Genomic DNA, 14,660 nt, shown 5'->3' with positions numbered 1-14,660 from the left:
CGTAAAGTCTGAAATGAACAAAAAAGCACTGTAGAGCGCTGCTCTACAGTGCTTTTTCATGTATAAATATAGAATATGAGCACCCGTTAGATAACAGGAAAATCAATGAATTTATTGGCGTTCAACTTACCTTTAGTTGCTCTAATCCCTTTTCTGGGCGCACCTATTGCCGCATGGGCTGCAAGATTTAATCGTGTTGCCTCAGCCTGGGTGGCGGGCATTGTCACCCTTTTAGCACTATTGATCTTGATGCCAGCTGTTCATATTCCTTTCGATAATGAAACACTGATTCAGAGCTGGTCATGGCTACCTGCACTGGGTTTAGATTTCGCGTTTCGACTTGATGGCCTGTCGCTACTCTTTAGTTTTCTGATCTTACTGATTGGACTACTTGTCATTCTGTATGCACGCTATTATTTATCGGCTCAGGACTCAATGGGCCGTTTTTTTGCGTATTTATTGATGTTTATGGGCTCAATGTTAGGCATTGTGCTTTCAGAAAATTTAATCCAGCTTGTTATATTCTGGGAATTAACATCCTTAACGTCATTTTTATTGATCAGTTACTGGCAGTACAGCCAAGATGCCCGCGATGGTGCAAGAATGGCACTGACCATCACTGGTGCCGGTGGTTTAGCTATGCTGGCTGGCGTATTAATGATTGGCAATATGGTTGGCAGCTTTAACCTCACCGACGTGTTAGCATCAGGCGATCTTATTCGCCAAAATGAACACTATCTGACGGCATTAGTATTAATTTTATTGGGCGTCTTTACGAAATCAGCTCAATTCCCTTTTCACTTCTGGCTGCCTCACGCCATGGCAGCACCGACCCCTGTATCGGCCTACTTACATTCAGCCACAATGGTGAAAGCCGGTATTTTTATTCTTGCTCGACTATTTCCCGTTCTTTCAGGTACTGAGGCCTGGGGTTGGTTAGTGGGCGGTGCAGGTATGATAACCATGGTGCTGGGCGCCTATACCGCACTCTTTAAGCATGATTTAAAAGGCTTGTTAGCCTATTCCACCATAAGTCATCTGGGATTAATCACGCTGTTGTTTGGTTTTAGCACCAAATTAGCCGCTGTGGCGGCCATCTTCCACATCATTAATCATGCGACCTTCAAAGCATCGTTATTCATGGTGGCTGGAATTATCGATCATGAATGTGGTACCCGCGATATGCGCAAAGTAAATGGCCTATTAAAATACATGCCACATACCGCTGTACTCGCCATGATCGCGGCCTCTGCCATGGCAGGTGTTCCCCTTCTGAATGGCTTCCTGAGTAAGGAAATGTTTTTCCAACAAGCTTTAACCGCAACGGATCACCATACTCTTAGTTGGGCGATTCCCGTCATTGTGACATTCGGCGCCGTTTTTTCTGTTGCTTACTCGCTAAGATTTATCCACGATGTATTTTTTAATGGTGAACCTCAGGGCTTAAGCAAAACACCACATGAACCACCACGGTTTATGAAGATACCTGTCGATATTCTGGTATTGCTGTGTCTTGGGGTGGGTATGGTACCCATGCTGATTGTCGCCCCGATTCTAAGTGTGGCTGTCGCGGCGAGCATACAATCTGTACCACCTGATTATAGTCTTGCTATCTGGCATGGTTTCAATATCCCTTTATTAATGAGTTTTATTGCTCTGTTATTCGGCGTTATTGTCTATTTCTATCGGGAAAAATTATTCCGCTGGCACGATACAAATTTACCTCGTCTGGATGCGAAAACACTGTTTAACAGAATCACACACGGCTTGTTAGTGCTGAGTGGCAGAATCAGTCGATTATTTGATCGTGGCTCTTTGCAAAATGCCATTAGTTGGGTATTGCTATCTGGTGTCGCGGCAACGTTGTATGGATTTTTACAGTTTGATAGCCCACTGTTTGGTGACCGTACTTTACTGGATGCGAACCTGCTCACCATGGTGCAAGTGGGTATTCTTGTGATTGCCAGTATATTAACGGCGTTATTGCATCATCAAAGACTTGTTTCACTGATTATTATCGGTGTGATTGGTTTGATCGTCTCCCTGGGCTTTGTGAAATTCTCAGCACCTGATTTGGCTTTGACGCAATTATCCGTTGAAGTCGTCACGATTGTGCTGCTGTTATTGGCTCTGTTCTTCTTACCACAGCACAGTCCTCAGGAAAGAAGTCATAGACGACTGTTTCGCGACCTGGTTTTATCCATTTCTGCAGGTGTCACGGTGATGTTATTAGCCATGGCTGTAATGAGCCGGGATTACGCGAGTATTTCTGGATTCTTCCTTGAGAACAGCAAGCCTGGTGGCGGTGGTACTAACGTGGTGAATGTTATTCTAGTGGATTTCCGTGGCTTTGATACATTGGGCGAAATTGTTGTACTAGCCTTAGCTGGTCTGGGTATTTTTGCGCTACTCAAAGATCTGAAATTACCTGCACCGCAACGTGACATAGAGGGACGTGAGTGGAGTCATGACCCTCACCCGCCGATTATGCAAACACTGACAAGACTGCTATTCCCATTAATGTTAATGGTTGCCGTCTTTATCTTCTTGCGAGGTCACAACTTACCTGGTGGTGGCTTTATCGCAGGATTGATTGCTGCAGTAGCACTCATTTCACAGTATCTTGCAAACGGTATTGCCTGGACAAACGCCAGAATCAAAGTGGATATGCATAAAGTCATTGCGGTTGGTTTAACAGCAGCTTTTGTCACCGGGTTAGCAGCCATGTTCCTGTCTTATCCGTTCCTAACGACGACATTCACCTATCTGACATGGCCGATTGTTGGCAAATTTGAAATTGCCAGTGCCATGATATTTGATTTAGGTGTATTTCTGGTGGTCGTTGGTGCAACCGTACTTATTCTGGTCGAACTGGGTAAGCTCAGTCACGCATCTCATGGTTTAGCTCAACAGGAGAAAAAATAGATGGAGTGGTTAGTTGCCATCGCGATAGGTGTCATGACATCAAGTGGTGTCTACCTTGTGCTTCGGGCTCGTACCTTTCCTCTGGTACTGGGGTTAACGCTGATTTCCTATGCAGTGAATGTATTTTTATTCGTTATGGGTCGCTTACAAATTGGTAAGGCTGCCATTATCTCTGCGGAAACAACCAAATATACCGATCCTCTTCCTCAGGCGCTGGTATTAACCGCCATCGTCATCGCATTTGGCATGACGGCATTTTTGATTGTTCTGGCTTTAAAAGCACGTAGTGAACTAGGTAACGATCATGTCGATGGCATGAGTTATGTGGCTGAAGAACAGGAGAATAAAGTAGCAGGAGGAGATGCCAAATGACACTGTCACAGCTGCCTATTCTGCTCATTTTGTTACCTTTATTGGGTGGCATACTGACATTATTTTCTCGGCCCAAAGGTATCCCGCTGCAGCGTGTAGTTAGCCTGATATTCACTATGGCTCTGCTGCTGCTGAGTATCTACACCGTCACTATCGCCAATAGTGGTGATTATTCTGTTTACTTACTTGGTAACTGGACAGCGCCATTTGGCATCGTGATGGTGTTGGATAAGTTATCTTCCTTGATGATACTGCTGACATCCATACTGGCAGTTATTGCATTGGCTTATGCCATTTCTCAGGGTACCGATAAAAAAGGTCAACATTTTCATGTGCTCTATCAAATCCAGCTTTTTGGTCTGAATGGTGCCTTCCTGACTGGTGACTTGTTTAATCTGTTTGTCTTCTTCGAAGTGCTGCTACTCGCATCATATGGATTATTACTCCATGGCGGCGGTCGCCTTCGCACTAAAGGCGGACTGCATTATGTCGTCATTAATCTGGTCGGCTCCAGCTTGTTTTTATTCGCTGTGGGCACACTCTATGGCATTTTGGGCACATTAAATATCGCTGATATGTCTACGCACATTGCTCAGCTGGACAGTGCTCATCAAGGTATTGTGGCAGCAGCTGGACTGCTTCTTTTAGTGGTGTTTGGTATCAAAGCGGCTATTTTCCCGCTCTATTTGTGGCTACCTAGTGCCTATGCCAATACCTCTGCTGCCGTGGCTGCTTTATTTGCGATCATGACCAAAGTGGGTCTCTACGCGATTATTCGTGTTCATGGCACGTTATTCTCAGAACAGGCAAGCGCGCTAGCTGGCTTACATGCTGAGGTAGTGTTAAGTCTTGGCTTGGTCACGTTAGCAATGGCCGTCCTTGGTGTATTTGCATCCCGTGCCTTAAAAGAACAAACCGCTTTTCTGATACTGGCTTCCGTCGCCACGCTTTTGATTGGTATCGGGATTAATACAACCGAAGCCTTAGCGGCTACCTTGTATTATCTAATTCATTCCACGCTGATTGGTGCCGGATTATTTCTGGTAGCCGACATCATTGCTCGTGCCAGAGGCTCATACTCTGATAGGTTACGTCCTGGCGCCCCAATGAAACATGCCGTTGTTTTAGGCTCTGTGTTTTTCATTACCGCTATTGCTATTGTAGGCATGCCACCATTGTCAGGGTTTATCGGTAAAGTAATGATTTTGGAAGCCGCGCTGAGCAGCACATTAAGTACCTGGATCTATGCCATCATTTTAATAGGCAGCTTATTAATGATTATGGCGATGGCACGGTCAGGCTCAATCATTTTCTATCAAACGGATACCTCTCTCGATGATGACAGTGAGAAGCTGAATATACGTGCATTGGCTCTGGCTTTAGTTTTAGTGCTAGCCAGTCCGATATTAGTCATTGCAGCCGGTCCTATATCTGATTTTACCCAGAGTGTGGCTTCACAACTGAATGATCATCAAGCTTATATCGATGCGGTAATGGGCCAACCTGCTTATCAGGGAGGAGAATAATATGTGGCGAAAATGCTTTCCTCATCCATTTCTCACTCTGGCCTTATGGGCTATCTGGCTTTTATTGAATAACACCTTATCGGCTGGCCATATGATTTTAGGTGGCTTACTCGCAATATTTATTCCTTGGTTCAGTGCTGGATTCTGGGAGGAGCGCGTCATGGTACGTCGGCCATGGTTGCTGATTAAGTTTTTCAGCTCTGTGCTCTGGCAGATAGTGATTGCCAATATTCATGTGGCGCGTCTTATTCTCATGTCCTCAGATAAACTGCGACCCGGTTTTGTTGAGATACCATTGGATTTAACCTCACCATTGGCGATCAGTATTCTTGCCAATACCATTTCACTGACTCCCGGGACTGTCACCTGTGACTTGTCTAAAGACCAGAAAAAGCTGTTGATTCATGCCCTGCATATCGATGATGCCCAAACAACCATTGATGAAATCAAACAGCTGTTTGAAAAACCGTTAAAGGAGATTTTCAACTAATGCTGAATATCGCCATCATTACAGCCTGCGTTATGGTGTGTACGGCCCTGCTATTGAGCCTTTATCGACTACTTATCGGTCCTAGTGTGCCGGATAGAATTCTGGCCCTCGATACACTGTATATTAATTCAATTGCCCTACTTATCCTGCTGGGTATTTTCCTGCGAAGCAATCTTTATTACGAAGCTGCTCTATTGATTGCGTTGATGGGGTTTATGGGTACACTCGCGCTAAGCAAATACCTGCTGCGCGGCGACATAATGGAATAAATCATGTTAGAAATTTTATTATCTATTCTGATTATTCTGGGTGGTTTCTTTACGCTGGTCGGTTCCCTAGGCTTATTCAAACTGCCTGACTTTTATATGCGTTTACATGGTCCCACCAAAGCCAGTACTTTAGGTGTCGGTGCTGTTCTGGTGGCATCTGCCATTCATTTCAGTACCAAAACTGACGGTATCAGCTTGCATGAAATACTGGTGACTTTATTTTTATTTATCACCGCTCCAGTCAGTGCACATTTGATGGCAAAGGCTGCACTTCATATAAAAGTCAGGCAAGAAAAACGTACGTTGAATAAATCTGACCAGGAAGAATAATGCATATCTGGGTCGATGCCGACGCTTGTCCGGCTGTTATTAAAGAAATCCTGATTCGGGCTTCAAGACGCACCTCCCTGCCGCTGACCTTTATTGCAAACCACGCGATTAAGGTGCCGGCAGATAATCAAATTCAGTTTATTCAAGTCGCCTCAGGTTTTGACATGGCAGATGATGAGATAGCCCGCCGTGTTCAAATGAAAGATTTAGTTATCACTGCTGACATTCCACTTGCCAACGATGTGATTGATCGTGGCGGCATCTGCCTCAGCCCACGTGGTGAACTAATGGATAAAAGCAATATTGCTGCACGTTTAACCATGCGTAATTTTATGGATACCATGCGTTCAAGCGGTGTGGATACAGGTGGACAGAATGCCTTTAATCACCGTGACAGAATGCAGTTTGCCAATCAACTCGACAAAATTATTCAATCATCATTTTAATAAAAACCGAATAACCGGAACAATTGTATTGATAATTCTGTCTCAGCGATGGTTTTCACAAAGGAGAGAGAAATGATAAATGATTCGATAGACCGATATGGCAGTGTGACGCGTTTTTTCCACTGGTTAGTAGCCGTACTTGTTTTCCAACAATTTTTTAAATTTGCTGATCGGATTAACGATGGTAAACACTGGTTAGGCGACACGTTCGGTCCCTATCATGTGTCGATAGGCGCAATCATTATGATTCTCGCCATAGTGCGTTTATTGTGGAGTATGAAACAAAAAAATCAACGTCCGATTATTGAAGGTGCTAACAGCAAACTGGTAAAAACGGTACATAGCATCATGTATTTTTGCCTGATTGCTATGCCACCACTGGGTGCACTATATATCCATGGACATGGGTATCCAGTCAAAGTATTTGGTCAGGTGCTCGTTGAAAAACCAGCAGATAAAGTGCAATGGGCCCATGATATCGGCGAGTTACACTCAGTATTAGCTATCGTACTGGTTATTTTGGTGGTCGGCCATATTGGCGCTGCACTCTACCATCACTTTATACGCAAAGACGACACGCTTCGCCGCATGGTTTAGCATAAAAAAGCCCGGTCACTTCAGTCACCGGGCTTTTTTTATTTCAGCATTTGCCGAATATTAGAGAGATGCGCCTTACCACGCTCTTTGCGTTCTTCCGGATCAGCCTGTGTTTTTTCAGACATCCAAATCAGATCATCTGATGGTAACTCACGAAGAAAACGGCTTTCCTCACACTCCATCTTCTCCCCATAACGCTTACGCGTATTGGCCATCGTCATGACCAGACTGCGTTGGGCTCGGGTAATACCGACATAGGTCAGGCGACGTTCTTCTTCGATGGTGCCTTCTTCGATACTAGTTCGGTGAGGCAGAATTTCTTCTTCCATGCCAATCATGAATACATGTGGAAACTCCAGACCTTTTGCAGCATGTAAGGTCATCAAATGCACGGCATCAGCTTGGTTTTCGTCTTCCTGACGATCCAGAATGTCCATCAATGTCAGTCTGGCTGCAATATCGCCAATACTTTTCTCTTCGGTATCATTTTCGATGATACGTTCAATCCAGCTCAACAGCTCGAGCACGTTGTCCATGCGCCGCTCTGCTTTATTCGGATCACCACTGGTCTCTTCCAGCCAACCACGATATTCGATTTCTTCGACCATATCGCGGATCGCACTCATTAAGTCACCACGTTTAGCTCTATCTGCAATATCAACCAACCAGTTAGCAAAATGGGTCAGATTCAGAATCGCTTTTTCAGGCAATTTTTCAGCCAGGCCCATCTCAAAGCAGGCACCAAACAAACTGGTTTTACGCTCAGTAGCATAATTACCGAGAGCTTGTAGAGTGCTTGAACCTATCCCACGGCGCGGCGTATTAATAACCCGAAGGAAGGCATTGTCATCATCCTGATTCGCTAGCAATCTCAGATAGGCCATGATGTCTTTCACTTCGATCCGTGAGAAAAACGATGTGCCGCCAGTTAAGAAGTAAGGCACATTATGTTCACGTAATACGCGTTCAATCGGTCTGGACTGATGATTACTGCGATAGAGGATCGCATAATCTTTGAAACTGGCCTGATGTTTCAGCTTGTGATAAAGCAGCTCAGACACCACTTTTTCTGATTCATGATCATCATCTCGACAGCCGATCACCCGTATCGGATCACCCTCTCCCAGTGCACTCCATAATTGCTTTTCAAATACGTGAGGATTATTGCGTATCAGAGTATTAGCCACTCGTAGAATGCGGCTCATGGAACGGTAATTTTGTTCGAGTTTAATCAGTTTCAGACGAGGATAGTCGGTCTGTAGTTGTGCCAGATTTTCCGGTCGGGCACCACGCCATGAATAGACAGACTGATCATCATCACCTACCACTGTCAGTGCTTCACGAATGCCGACCAGCTGCTTGACCAGCTCATACTGGCAGCCATTGGTATCCTGATACTCATCCACTAACAAATAGTGAATACGCGCTTGCCACTTTTTTAATACTTCAGGGTTTTCACGAAACAACACCACCGGTTTGAGTATCAAATCATCAAAATCAACGGCGTTATAGGCTTGTAACGCAGCGGTATAGAGTGGATACACTTTCGCTGCAGCCATTTGCGTACCTGCTTCAGCAATTTGCATGGCCTTGTCAGGCAGAATCAGCTGATTCTTCCACTCTGATATTTGCCACTGCACCTGTTCAGCATGCTCACTATCTGCAGCAAAATCACGTCCCATCAGATCACGTAATACCGCCAGACTGTCTTGAGCATCAAAAATAGAAAAACCACTGCGATATCCGAGTGATTTATATTCACGGCGTAGAATATTCAAACCAAGTGTGTGGAAAGTTGAGACCATCAAACCACGTGCTGCCGCCGAATTTTGACGACTGGCCATCAATTCAGACACACGGGTTTTCATCTCACGCGCCGCTTTATTGGTGAAAGTGACTGCAGCAATATTTTTGGCTGGAATACCACATTGCTCAATCAGATAGGCAATCTTTCGGGTTATTACCCGCGTCTTACCACTACCGGCACCAGCTAAAACTAGGAGGGGTCCATCTATATGACGCGCAGCTTCCTGCTGCTGCGGGTTAAGATCATTGAGCATTAACGCCTCTGAAAACTACATGATCAAACGAGTGTTTCCACTCAACAAATAAGGTAAAAAGCGGCAACATTAGTGACCTACATCAAGCCGACGATAGCTAATGGCTTCGCTGAGATGTTCAGTTTGTATTTGACGACTTCCTGCAAGATCAGCAATCGTTCTCGCCACTTTTAGAATTCGATGGTAGGCCCGTGCTGATAGTCCAAGGCGGACAATCGCCTTTTCCACTAGCTGATAATCGTCTTCACTCAACAGACACACATCCTCAATTTCTTTTTGGTCTAACAAATTATTGGCTTTACGCTGTCGATCGAGCTGTCTCTTGCGGGCTTTTTCTACTCGATGCCGAACCTGTTCTGAATATTCGGCTGTCACATCGACATGTTGATGTCTTAATAAGCTTTTATCTACCGCAGGCACGTCAACCAACATATCAATTCTGTCCAGCAATGGGCCGGAGACTTTAGCACGATAGCGACGAACTTGCTCTTCTGTGCACCGACAGCGAGACTCGCCCAGATAACCACATGGACACGGATTCATGGCTGCCACCAGTTGAAAGCGGGCTGGAAACTCCGCCTGATGAGCTGCTCTCGACACCGAGATTTTGCCAGATTCTATTGGCTCGCGCAGCACTTCCAACACACGCCGGTCAAACTCAGGGAGTTCATCAAGAAAAAGTACGCCATTATGCGCTAATGATATTTCTCCCGGTCTCGGATGACTGCCTCCCCCACTAAAGCCACAGCAGATGCTGTGTGATGAGGTGAACGAAATGGACGCTGACGCCAATGACCAGGATCAAAACCGTTAGAAGCAATAGAATGTATGGCTGCCGTTTCTACTGCTTCAGCTTCAGACATCGTGGTTAATATGCCGGGTAATCGGCTGGCAAGCATGGTTTTCCCTGTACCAGGCGGTCCACAAAATAAAATACTGTGTGAGCCTGCTGCGGCAATCTCTAGTGCTCTTCTTGCATGAGACTGCCCTCGAATATCAATGAGATCTGGGTAGTCTGCTGCATCAGATAAATCTGGTGAACTCGCCAGGTTAAGTCGTTTTTGTCCATGTAAATGCGCGCATACGGCGAGCAAGTTATCCGCCCCAAAACTCTCGCATTGTTCAATCAAGGCAGCTTCACCGGCATTGATTTCTGGCAGAATCAATGTACGTTTGGCTGCCGATGCGGCCAGTGCGGTTGGTAACACGCCCCGCACTGAACGACATTCGCCAGCCAATCCTAATTCACCAATAAATTCCTTATCAGCAATTGTCTGCAGTGGAATCTGGTTTGATGCGGCTAAGATGCCTAATGCTATGGGTAAATCAAACCGTCCACCTTCCTTGGGTAAGTCTGCAGGAGCCAGATTGATAGTGATACGTTGCTGAGGGAAGGTAAACTGGGAGTTCAATATGGCAGAACGCACTCTATCCTTGCTTTCTTTCACCGCTGTTTCTGGCATCCCTACAATCGACAAACTAGGCAAACCATTCGACAGATGTACCTCAATCGTGACTTCTTGGGCATGTATGCCTGTCACCGCACGGCTGTAAACCTTTGCGATACTCATACTCCATCCTTGGTTGAGTTTAAAAAAAGAAATATTAGCCTAACTTTTTTTGAGATGCCGTGAAACTTGTCGAATAAATAAAGGACAAAAAAGGCGTTGCGTTTTTACGAGCGAGGTTGCTTGTGTTAGTTTAGTAGCGCGCAACTCATCTAATACAAATCTCCGGAGTTTATATGTACAAGCCTAGCTTGAGGACTATTTTTTTATTAATTTCAAGCACATTGACCAATATCGCAGTAGCTGACCAAGTCGTTCTTGATGATGGCAGTATGCTCAAAGGGACAGTAAAACAAGTCGCAAATGGTCAATTAATTATGGACACAGCCTTTGCTAATGAAGTCACGATTGATTATGCTCGTGTCAGCCAAATCACTACCGATAAAAAATATCTGATTGAGTTAGACAGCCGCGACAGAATAGTCGGCCAACTATCTGTTGATAATAACGGCCAAGCGCAACTGACTAATACAGCATTCGGTAATGTGGATATTGACCCAAAAAACATCAAAAACGTTTGGGCTACTGATGCCACCAAACCTCAAATTCTTGCTGTACAACAAGAATATCAAGACGAAATCGAAACCATTAAAGCTGACAAAGAAAAAGAAGTTGAAGACATAAAAACGTCTTATGAAACAGCGATTAACGCGCTACGTGAAGAACGAAATCGTCTGCGTGATCCATGGAGCGGCAGCATTGCAATGGGTGTAACGGGTGCATCAGGTAATACAAATCGATTTGGCGCGCATGGTCGAGGTGAGCTGAACCGAGAAACAGATGCCGAACGCATGAATCTCTACATGGAAATTAACTTCCAGAAAGAAGATGGCGAACAAACCGCCAACCAAAAGCTGGCCGGTCTATCTTTAGAACGTGATATCAGCGAAATGTGGTTTGCTCGTGGTTCAGCCGACTTTGAAATTGATGAGTTTGAAGAATTAGACTTACGTGCCATTGCCGCAGCGAGTTTAGGTCGATTTTTCATTCGTGAAGATGATCTCAAATTCAAAGGCTTCGCCGGTCTGGGTTATCGCTTTGAAAGCTACAGCGATGGCACAAAAGATAAAGACCCAACAGGTGTATTAGGCTATGACATCAAATACAAAATGAACAGTAAACTCAGTTTATTTCATGATCTGACCTACTACCCCTCATTCAGCAGCCCTGGCACCAATTATCTGATTGTCACCAATTTTGGTGGAGAAATGCCTATTACTGAAAAAGAAGACTGGAAATTACGTGCTAGCCTGCGTAGCAAATATAACAGTCAACCTGCTGAAGACGCTGAGACAACCGATACCACGTATCAAATGAACTTAGTCTATGATTGGGAATAAAGGTCTCTCTTAAAGACATAAAAAAAGGCGCTTGAAGCGCCTTTTTTATTGCTGATAGAAAAATAAAATTAATCTAAGTAAGTACAGCAGTAATCCACTAACTCTAAAATCTGGATATCGAATGATGAGTTAGCAGGCACATTGAAGGACTCGCCAGCTGTCACATCAATCCACTCTGCATCACCTTTCAATCGATAACTCAGTTTACCTGCCAGAATTTCCATCAATTCGGCTTTTTCAGTACCAAAGGTAAACTCACCAGGCATCATAATGCCTAATGTTTTGTAGCTGCCATCAGCAAATGTCACTTTACGGCTGGTCACATTACCATCGAAATAAACGTTTGCTTCACGTGTGACCGTGACATTAGTAAATTCAGACATAGTGTTTCTCTTATTTAGGTGGGTTTTCTAACTCGGCGACACGTCGTTCCAGTGCCTCCAACTTTTCACGGGTACGCAACAATACTTGCGCCTGTACTTCAAACTCTTCACGCGTGACTAAATCCAGCTTGGTGAATGTCGCGGTGAGAGCTGAACGAATATTCTTTTCAGCATCTTCCTGCATTTGCACTAAACCCGGTGGTAATGCTTTGCTGATGCTTTGTACGACTTCTTCAATTTTCTTAGTATCAATCATCATTTTTCCCCTTATATCTTCATGACTATTCTACGGCATTTAAAAACAGACTCAATTTGTTATTTCTTGCCTAATAAGGAACCCAAAATACCTCTGACAATTCGACGACCTAATTGACTGCCAATTGCACGCATCGTACTTTTTGCAAAGGCTTCCAGCACGGTTTCACGCCTTCTCTTAATTGTTTTGGGTTCGTCTTCAGGCTGATTCTTTTCAGCCTCCTGGGCTTTTAATGCACGCTCTGCCAGCACTTCATAGGCTGACTCTCTATCCAGCGTCTTGTCATAAACACCGGCCACTAAAGACGTGCTCAGCAGACTCTGTCTTTGCTGCTCAGTAATGGGACCAATCTGACTCTGTGGCGGTTTGATAAGCGTTTGCTGCACCACCTGCGGGCGACCTTTTTCATCCAGTGTGGAGATCAGGGCTTCGCCCACACCTAAACTCGTCAGCTTTTCGCGGGTATCAAATTCTGGGTTATCACGGAACGTTTCAGCAGCTGCTTTTAACGCTTTTTGGTCTTTTACGGTGTATGCACGTAAAGCATGTTGAATGCGGTTGCCCAATTGTCCCAACACACTATCCGGAATATCTGTCGGGTTTTGTGTGACAAAATACACGCCAACGCCTTTTGAACGAATAAGTCGAACGACTTGCTCAATTTTATCCAACAATACTTTAGGCGCATCATCAAATAATAAATGAGCCTCATCAAAAAATAGCACCAACTTCGGTTTTTCAGGATCGCCTACTTCGGGTAATTGCTCAAATAATTCAGATAACAGCCAGAGTAAAAAAGCACTATAAAGATTAGGCGACTGCATTAGACTGTCAGCGGCCAGCAAGTTAATGATGCCTCGCCCATGTTCATCTGTTTGCAACAGATCATCCAGATTCAACATTGGCTCACCAAATAACTGGTCAGCCCCCTGCTCTTCCAGTCCTAATAAACGACGTTGAATAGCGCCCACACTAGCAGCAGAAATATTGCCGTATAAGGTTCTGAACTCTGCCGCATTCTCAGCAATAAACTGCAGCATGGATCGGAGATCTTTTAAATCTAAAACCAGCCAGCCATTGTCATCGGCAACGCGAAATACCAAGTTCAAAATGCCCTGCTGCGTTTCATTCAAATTCATCAATCGGGATAACAGCAACGGCCCCATATCGGAAATCGTTGCTCTAAGTGGATGACCCTGCTTGCCAAATACATCCCAGCACGTGACTGGCATTCCAGTAAAGCCAAAATCTGACAGTTCCATCAGATCAACACGCTCATTAATTTTGGGATGCGGTTTACCTGGCTGACTGATTCCCGATAAGTCCCCTTTAATGTCTGCTGCAAATACAGGCACACCTATCTGACTGAAGCTTTCTGCCAGCACCTGAAGCGTGACGGTTTTGCCTGTCCCTGTCGCACCGGCAATCAGACCATGACGGTTTGCCATATTAGCTAATAAGGTGACGGCCTGTGTTGACTGACCCAAGAAAAGAGGTGAAACCATGATGTATCCTTTCAGCAATGGGGATAGAAGTGATATCAATGGCTTATTAAATCACAAAATAAAACCTTTCAATAAAACGGTTTGTCATGAAGACACTCAATGGCTAGACTAGAGCTTATTCACTTTTAACGGGAAGAACTATGACCTCAACGGAAATCTGGGCACTCACGATTATCATCGCTATCATTGCTGCATTGCTCGGCTTTGCTCTGGGACGTCGCCAAGCCCCTGGCAGTGATCATCAAATGAAAGAAATCGCTGAGTCATATGATCGTCAACTGGCCGATAAACAAGCCGAACTTGATGCCTATAAACAAAAAGTGCATGCCCATTACGACAAAACAGCACAAGCCTTTAAAGATATGGCAGGTTCATACAAAGAACTGTTTGATCATCTTTCTCATGGTTATGAAGAACTCGGTAACTTTACTGACCAGCGTGTATTGCCTGATCGTGCTGGCGCGCTTTTAGATGGCCCGGATACGCAGACAGCGAAAGAGTCCAACTTCATACACCCAAACCATAAAGGTGATGAAGACGCGTTGCACCGATAAAAACATATCGATTCATAAAAAAAGCCAGCATAAAGCTGG

The 14,660-nt window shown here is 44.7% G+C and carries 14 protein-coding genes and 1 pseudogene; 10 read left to right on the top strand and 5 right to left on the bottom strand.

Going from position 1 to position 14,660, the window contains the following annotated elements:
* Positions 1-105 precede the first annotated feature (105 nt).
* The 8 genes from QUE24_RS12640 (at position 106) to QUE24_RS12605 (ending at position 6,955) form a co-directional block, all read left to right on the top strand.
* Positions 106-2,925 carry a monovalent cation/H+ antiporter subunit A gene (locus tag QUE24_RS12640; RefSeq protein ID WP_286304180.1) on the top strand — a complete coding sequence of 940 codons (2,820 nt, stop codon included), beginning with the start codon at positions 106-108 and terminating at the stop codon, positions 2,923-2,925.
* On the top strand, positions 2,926-3,297 hold the full coding sequence (locus QUE24_RS12635) for a Na+/H+ antiporter subunit C (RefSeq protein WP_286304179.1): 372 nt from the start codon (positions 2,926-2,928) through the stop codon (positions 3,295-3,297). It abuts the gene before it with no gap.
* Positions 3,294-4,823, top strand: coding sequence for a monovalent cation/H+ antiporter subunit D (locus QUE24_RS12630; RefSeq protein ID WP_286304178.1), 1,530 nt, complete (start codon positions 3,294-3,296; stop codon positions 4,821-4,823). Before QUE24_RS12635 ends, QUE24_RS12630 begins: the two co-directional genes overlap by 4 nt.
* Position 4,824: 1 nt before the next feature.
* Positions 4,825-5,313, top strand: a complete 489-nt coding sequence (locus QUE24_RS12625; protein ID WP_286304177.1) for a Na+/H+ antiporter subunit E — start codon at positions 4,825-4,827, stop codon at positions 5,311-5,313.
* Positions 5,313-5,582, top strand: coding sequence for a K+/H+ antiporter subunit F (locus QUE24_RS12620; protein ID WP_007146389.1), 270 nt, complete (start codon positions 5,313-5,315; stop codon positions 5,580-5,582). Before QUE24_RS12625 ends, QUE24_RS12620 begins: the two co-directional genes overlap by 1 nt.
* A gap of 3 nt (positions 5,583-5,585) precedes the next feature.
* A complete protein-coding gene (locus QUE24_RS12615) occupies positions 5,586-5,912 on the top strand; it encodes a Na+/H+ antiporter subunit G (RefSeq protein WP_286304176.1) in 327 nt (108 codons plus the stop codon).
* The gene (locus QUE24_RS12610; protein WP_286304175.1) at positions 5,912-6,358 is read left to right on the top strand and encodes a YaiI/YqxD family protein; all 447 of its coding nucleotides are present in this window, start codon (positions 5,912-5,914) and stop codon (positions 6,356-6,358) included. The genes QUE24_RS12615 and QUE24_RS12610 overlap by 1 nt, the downstream gene beginning before the upstream one ends.
* Before the next feature lie 72 nt (positions 6,359-6,430).
* The gene (locus tag QUE24_RS12605; protein ID WP_286304174.1) at positions 6,431-6,955 is read left to right on the top strand and encodes a cytochrome b; all 525 of its coding nucleotides are present in this window, start codon (positions 6,431-6,433) and stop codon (positions 6,953-6,955) included.
* Positions 6,956-6,993: 38 nt separating this feature from the next.
* Here the strand turns inward: QUE24_RS12605 and rep are convergent, their stop codons facing one another.
* Together rep and QUE24_RS12595 are read right to left on the bottom strand one after the other, a co-directional pair.
* Positions 6,994-9,015: a DNA helicase Rep gene (rep, locus tag QUE24_RS12600; RefSeq protein WP_286304173.1), complete on the bottom strand. Its 2,022-nt coding sequence runs from the start codon at positions 9,013-9,015 to the stop codon at positions 6,994-6,996.
* Between the two features lie 69 nt (positions 9,016-9,084).
* Positions 9,085-10,586: pseudogene (locus QUE24_RS12595) on the bottom strand (YifB family Mg chelatase-like AAA ATPase).
* Positions 10,587-10,759: 173 nt separating this feature from the next.
* Between QUE24_RS12595 and QUE24_RS12590 the strand changes: the two are divergent.
* Complete coding sequence (locus QUE24_RS12590; RefSeq protein ID WP_286304172.1) at positions 10,760-11,923, top strand: DUF481 domain-containing protein; 1,164 nt, start codon at positions 10,760-10,762, stop codon at positions 11,921-11,923.
* A 68-nt stretch (positions 11,924-11,991) separates the two neighbouring features.
* Here the strand turns inward: QUE24_RS12590 and ppnP are convergent, their stop codons facing one another.
* From ppnP to QUE24_RS12575, 3 genes are read right to left on the bottom strand one after another with little or no spacing between them, the layout of a single operon-like run.
* Complete coding sequence (gene ppnP, locus QUE24_RS12585; RefSeq protein WP_286304171.1) at positions 11,992-12,306, bottom strand: pyrimidine/purine nucleoside phosphorylase; 315 nt, start codon at positions 12,304-12,306, stop codon at positions 11,992-11,994.
* 10 nt (positions 12,307-12,316) lie between these two features.
* Complete coding sequence (gene ubiK, locus QUE24_RS12580; protein ID WP_286306118.1) at positions 12,317-12,562, bottom strand: ubiquinone biosynthesis accessory factor UbiK; 246 nt, start codon at positions 12,560-12,562, stop codon at positions 12,317-12,319.
* Positions 12,563-12,621: 59 nt separating this feature from the next.
* The gene (locus QUE24_RS12575) at positions 12,622-14,067 is read right to left on the bottom strand and encodes a helicase HerA-like C-terminal domain-containing protein (RefSeq protein ID WP_286304170.1); all 1,446 of its coding nucleotides are present in this window, start codon (positions 14,065-14,067) and stop codon (positions 12,622-12,624) included.
* A gap of 140 nt (positions 14,068-14,207) precedes the next feature.
* Here QUE24_RS12575 and QUE24_RS12570 point away from each other — a divergent pair, with 140 nt between their 5' ends.
* The gene (locus tag QUE24_RS12570; RefSeq protein WP_286304169.1) at positions 14,208-14,621 is read left to right on the top strand and encodes a ZapG family protein; all 414 of its coding nucleotides are present in this window, start codon (positions 14,208-14,210) and stop codon (positions 14,619-14,621) included.
* The last annotated feature ends 39 nt before the right edge of the window (positions 14,622-14,660 follow it).

Source organism: Methylophaga marina (genome assembly GCF_030296755.1).
GTDB classification, from domain to species: Bacteria; Pseudomonadota; Gammaproteobacteria; order Nitrosococcales; family Methylophagaceae; genus Methylophaga; species Methylophaga marina.
Note: the sequence above shows the minus strand (reverse complement) of the source record. Positions and strands in the feature narration are given on the sequence as shown.

What these genes read in the sequence shown, in the direction of transcription:
- QUE24_RS12640 (WP_286304180.1), top strand. Translation starts at nt 106, where the DNA reads ATGAATTTATTGGCGTTCAACTTACCTTTAGTTGCTCTAATCCCTTTT.
- QUE24_RS12635 (WP_286304179.1), top strand. Translation starts at nt 2,926, where the DNA reads ATGGAGTGGTTAGTTGCCATCGCGATAGGTGTCATGACATCAAGTGGT.
- QUE24_RS12630 (WP_286304178.1), top strand. Translation starts at nt 3,294, where the DNA reads ATGACACTGTCACAGCTGCCTATTCTGCTCATTTTGTTACCTTTATTG.
- QUE24_RS12625 (WP_286304177.1), top strand. Translation starts at nt 4,825, where the DNA reads ATGTGGCGAAAATGCTTTCCTCATCCATTTCTCACTCTGGCCTTATGG.
- QUE24_RS12620 (WP_007146389.1), top strand. Translation starts at nt 5,313, where the DNA reads ATGCTGAATATCGCCATCATTACAGCCTGCGTTATGGTGTGTACGGCC.
- QUE24_RS12615 (WP_286304176.1), top strand. Translation starts at nt 5,586, where the DNA reads ATGTTAGAAATTTTATTATCTATTCTGATTATTCTGGGTGGTTTCTTT.
- QUE24_RS12610 (WP_286304175.1), top strand. Translation starts at nt 5,912, where the DNA reads ATGCATATCTGGGTCGATGCCGACGCTTGTCCGGCTGTTATTAAAGAA.
- QUE24_RS12605 (WP_286304174.1), top strand. Translation starts at nt 6,431, where the DNA reads ATGATAAATGATTCGATAGACCGATATGGCAGTGTGACGCGTTTTTTC.
- rep (WP_286304173.1), bottom strand. Translation starts at nt 9,015, where the DNA reads ATGCTCAATGATCTTAACCCGCAGCAGCAGGAAGCTGCGCGTCATATA.
- QUE24_RS12590 (WP_286304172.1), top strand. Translation starts at nt 10,760, where the DNA reads ATGTACAAGCCTAGCTTGAGGACTATTTTTTTATTAATTTCAAGCACA.
- ppnP (WP_286304171.1), bottom strand. Translation starts at nt 12,306, where the DNA reads ATGTCTGAATTTACTAATGTCACGGTCACACGTGAAGCAAACGTTTAT.
- ubiK (WP_286306118.1), bottom strand. Translation starts at nt 12,562, where the DNA reads ATGATTGATACTAAGAAAATTGAAGAAGTCGTACAAAGCATCAGCAAA.
- QUE24_RS12575 (WP_286304170.1), bottom strand. Translation starts at nt 14,067, where the DNA reads ATGGTTTCACCTCTTTTCTTGGGTCAGTCAACACAGGCCGTCACCTTA.
- QUE24_RS12570 (WP_286304169.1), top strand. Translation starts at nt 14,208, where the DNA reads ATGACCTCAACGGAAATCTGGGCACTCACGATTATCATCGCTATCATT.